Source organism: Bythopirellula sp. (assembly GCF_041737835.1).
Classification (GTDB): Bacteria; Planctomycetota; Planctomycetia; order Pirellulales; family Lacipirellulaceae; genus Bythopirellula.
On the sequence record NZ_JBGSQY010000009.1, the window covers coordinates 1 to 3,005 of the forward strand.

1 protein-coding gene is annotated in these 3,005 nt (G+C 54.5%); it reads left to right on the top strand.

Annotated features, from left to right (window positions below; all coding sequences use genetic code 11):
* The first annotated feature begins 1,500 nt into the window (after window positions 1-1,500).
* A complete protein-coding gene (locus AC6T8Q_RS02935) occupies window positions 1,501-2,592 on the top strand; it encodes a DUF2336 domain-containing protein (protein WP_500677654.1) in 1,092 nt (363 codons plus the stop codon).
* Window positions 2,593-3,005 lie beyond the last annotated feature (413 nt).

Below are 3,005 nucleotides of genomic sequence, written 5' to 3' on the forward strand. Positions count from 1 at the left end.
GCGCCTTGGCGCACACGGAGTCTGCCTGTGTTGCACACCAGAACCGAGCCTCACGGTATTCGAACCACAGGGGCACGATCAGGACCCCCTGCTTTGCCTGCATTGCGATGCGAAGGGGGATAGTCAGTTCCAGCAGGGACGGGTCGGGGATCAGCATCGCTGGCATCGGACATCCATCGTTGAGCGACCAGCCCTCATTGAGTGGTCCGAGTCTAATGTTAGTTTAGAGCGCGAGGTTTCGCCACTTGCCGGCGGAACCGCTTCGGCGTAGCGAAGCCGGCTGCACTGCGCGGGCAGGCACGAGGTGCAGGTCGTTTGTTAGACGAGAAGCGTGAGAACTTACGGCAATGTCGTGCCGGCGCCAGAGAATTTCGTCACGCAGGCGTGGGTTGGTACAAAATGGAAAGGGTTGGATCCCAGATCCTCTCCCTCAGCAAGTTGGCAGCATACAAATTCAGAGAGGGTTAGCTCCCAGTTCCTCTCCCTCCGCCAATCGCGCCACGACCAACATTCTCGGCCGGGTTTTCAGCGCACCCAAAACGCCAATAACGGCGGGCTTTCGCGACAAAACCTCAGCACTGCGCTGGCCTACCAGGAGCCCGAAATTCTCTCTCTTTGCCCGTTTCTCTCCAAACCTTCCGACTTTGCGGATTTAGTACGGTTCTCATAAGTGGTTGATTTTGTATCGCTTTTCGGAACGGCAACCTCCGCACTTTGCAGAGATATCGTGGGGTAGCGAGAGAATCCGGGAGCAAACCGCGGTCTTGTTATCGCAGGACTTTTGAATCGCGAGGTGCGGAGCGAATCCGCTCACGCCACCATCGGTGGCGCCAGGCGGCCAGCAAATTTTGCCTTACTCTTTATTGTTATTCTCTAGATAATTTCGTGTCCATGATCGACCAACGGCAATCTGAGCGTCGGAATCATGGACTACTTACAGTCGTCGCGGGCGGCTCTGTGAAGTGCACGCTGATGGACGTGTCGCGGGAGGGCGCGAGGCTCGCTTGCAATCGGTACCTTCCGGACCGGTTCTATGTGCTACTCAGACCTGGATTGAAGCGCTGGTGCCAAGTGATCTGGCGGCAGCGTGGCGAGGTCGGTGTGAAGTTTATTCCTGATCCTAACCAGGTTAGGTCCGGGGGGTGTAACTGAGCTAATAAGCGCCGGCCGGCATCCGAAGACCTTCACAAGAGTAGACATTGGACAGCGTCTTGCGATGTCTGGATCAGTAGCGTTTTGACCCGCAGCTGAATTTAATGTGATGCTTGACGCGAAATGTCGTGAAGAAACTTCGGAACTTGACTTTGCGAAACAAAAACTGTCGCGCCGTCGGCCAGCTTTTCTTTCGCTGCGCGGCCTTTGTTATTGCGGCACATTCGATCCCTATGTCCACGATAGTACATTTCTTTAGGTCTTGGCTGCATGATGGTCAAAGGGCGGACATGAACCCGAACCCGAAAAGCTGGTGAAAGTGAACCTAGCAGAAAGCCGGGGGAATAGATGTCACGGGCATGTCTGCTTCATGAGCTTGAAAACGCGGTCACAAGCGGCTCAGCCGAAAAACGTGTCGACATGCTGCGTCGAGTCACGAGCCTTTTCCTTGATGAATCAGATCAACTCAGCGAGCAGCAAATCGGGGTTTTCGACGACGTGCTGGTGCATCTGATCCGGAGGATCGAGACCAGGGCTCTCGTTCAGCTAAGTTCTGCGCTGGCCCCAGTTGACAATGCCCCGATTAATGTCGTTCGCAATTTGTCGCAACATGACGAGATTACAATTGCCGGGCCAATTCTAACGAAATCGAGCCGTCTCTCGGACCAAGATCTGATCGACATTGCAAGATCCAAGGGCCAGAGACACCTAATGGCCATATCAGACCGGGCATCGCTTTCTGAAGCAGTGACAGATGTGCTGGTCGATCGCGGTGATGCGCAGGTGCATTACGCCCTGGCGCGAAACACCGGTGCCCATTTTTCTGAATCCGGATTTTCGATACTGGTGAAGAAATCCGAGAGTGACGAAAAACTCACTGAGAAGCTTGGGTTGCGCCTGGACATCCCGCTTCAGCTGCTTCGCCAATTGTTGGCTCGTGCCACCGATCTGGTCCGCTCCAAGCTGCTGGCAGCCGCCACCCCCGAGAACCAGGAGCGTATCCAGAAAGCGCTTGCAAGCATTTCAAATGAAGTCGGTTGGGAAGCAGTGGGGTCGCGGGACTTAACACGCGCAGATAGTGTTGTTTTCGAACTTAATCGGCTCGGCAAGCTAAGTGAGACAGTACTCGTCGATTTCGTGAAGGACCGCAGGTACGAAGAAATGGTGGCCACACTCGCGCTATTTTGCGGGGTCAAGTCTGACTTGATCGAACGCTTGCTGATAAACGTCCGCCATGACGGACTGATTGTTGCCTGCAAGGCAGCAAAGCTTACTTGGCCAACCGTTAGTCTGATTTTGCAAGTCCGGTTCGCGCACCACTTGATAACACAGCAAGAGCTCGATCAAGCCAGATACGCGTTCCTAGGATTGTCGCAGTCGGCTGCGCAAAGATCGATGCGATTCATGCAGGTTGCGGAGACTAAAAAGAAGGCAGGTTGAGCACCAGTTCCAACCATCTCGGGATCAGAATCGTATCGCGATTGCTAAATCACAGATATCCATTGAGCCGCGCTCGAAAGTCTCGATGACGATCACCGACGCGCAGATGCCCGCCTAGTTTTCAACTCGCCGCAAACCTCCGCACTTGATTGGAGCCCGTTTATGTTCGGGGCACCAAGAGCCTTACGAAAATTCTTTGGTAGAGGCCGGCTGGTCGCGACTAAGTCATTGAAATTATTAGGGGCGGAATTAGAACCGTACTGACAGTTCGAATCCTATCTCGGCCGCCAATCGTGCCACGGCCAACATTCTCCGCGCCGTTCTCGACCTGCTCAAAAGCCCAACAACGGCGGGCTTTCGCGACCAAGCCTCCGCACTGCGCTGACCCCGTCGAAGCCAGAAATTCTCTCTCT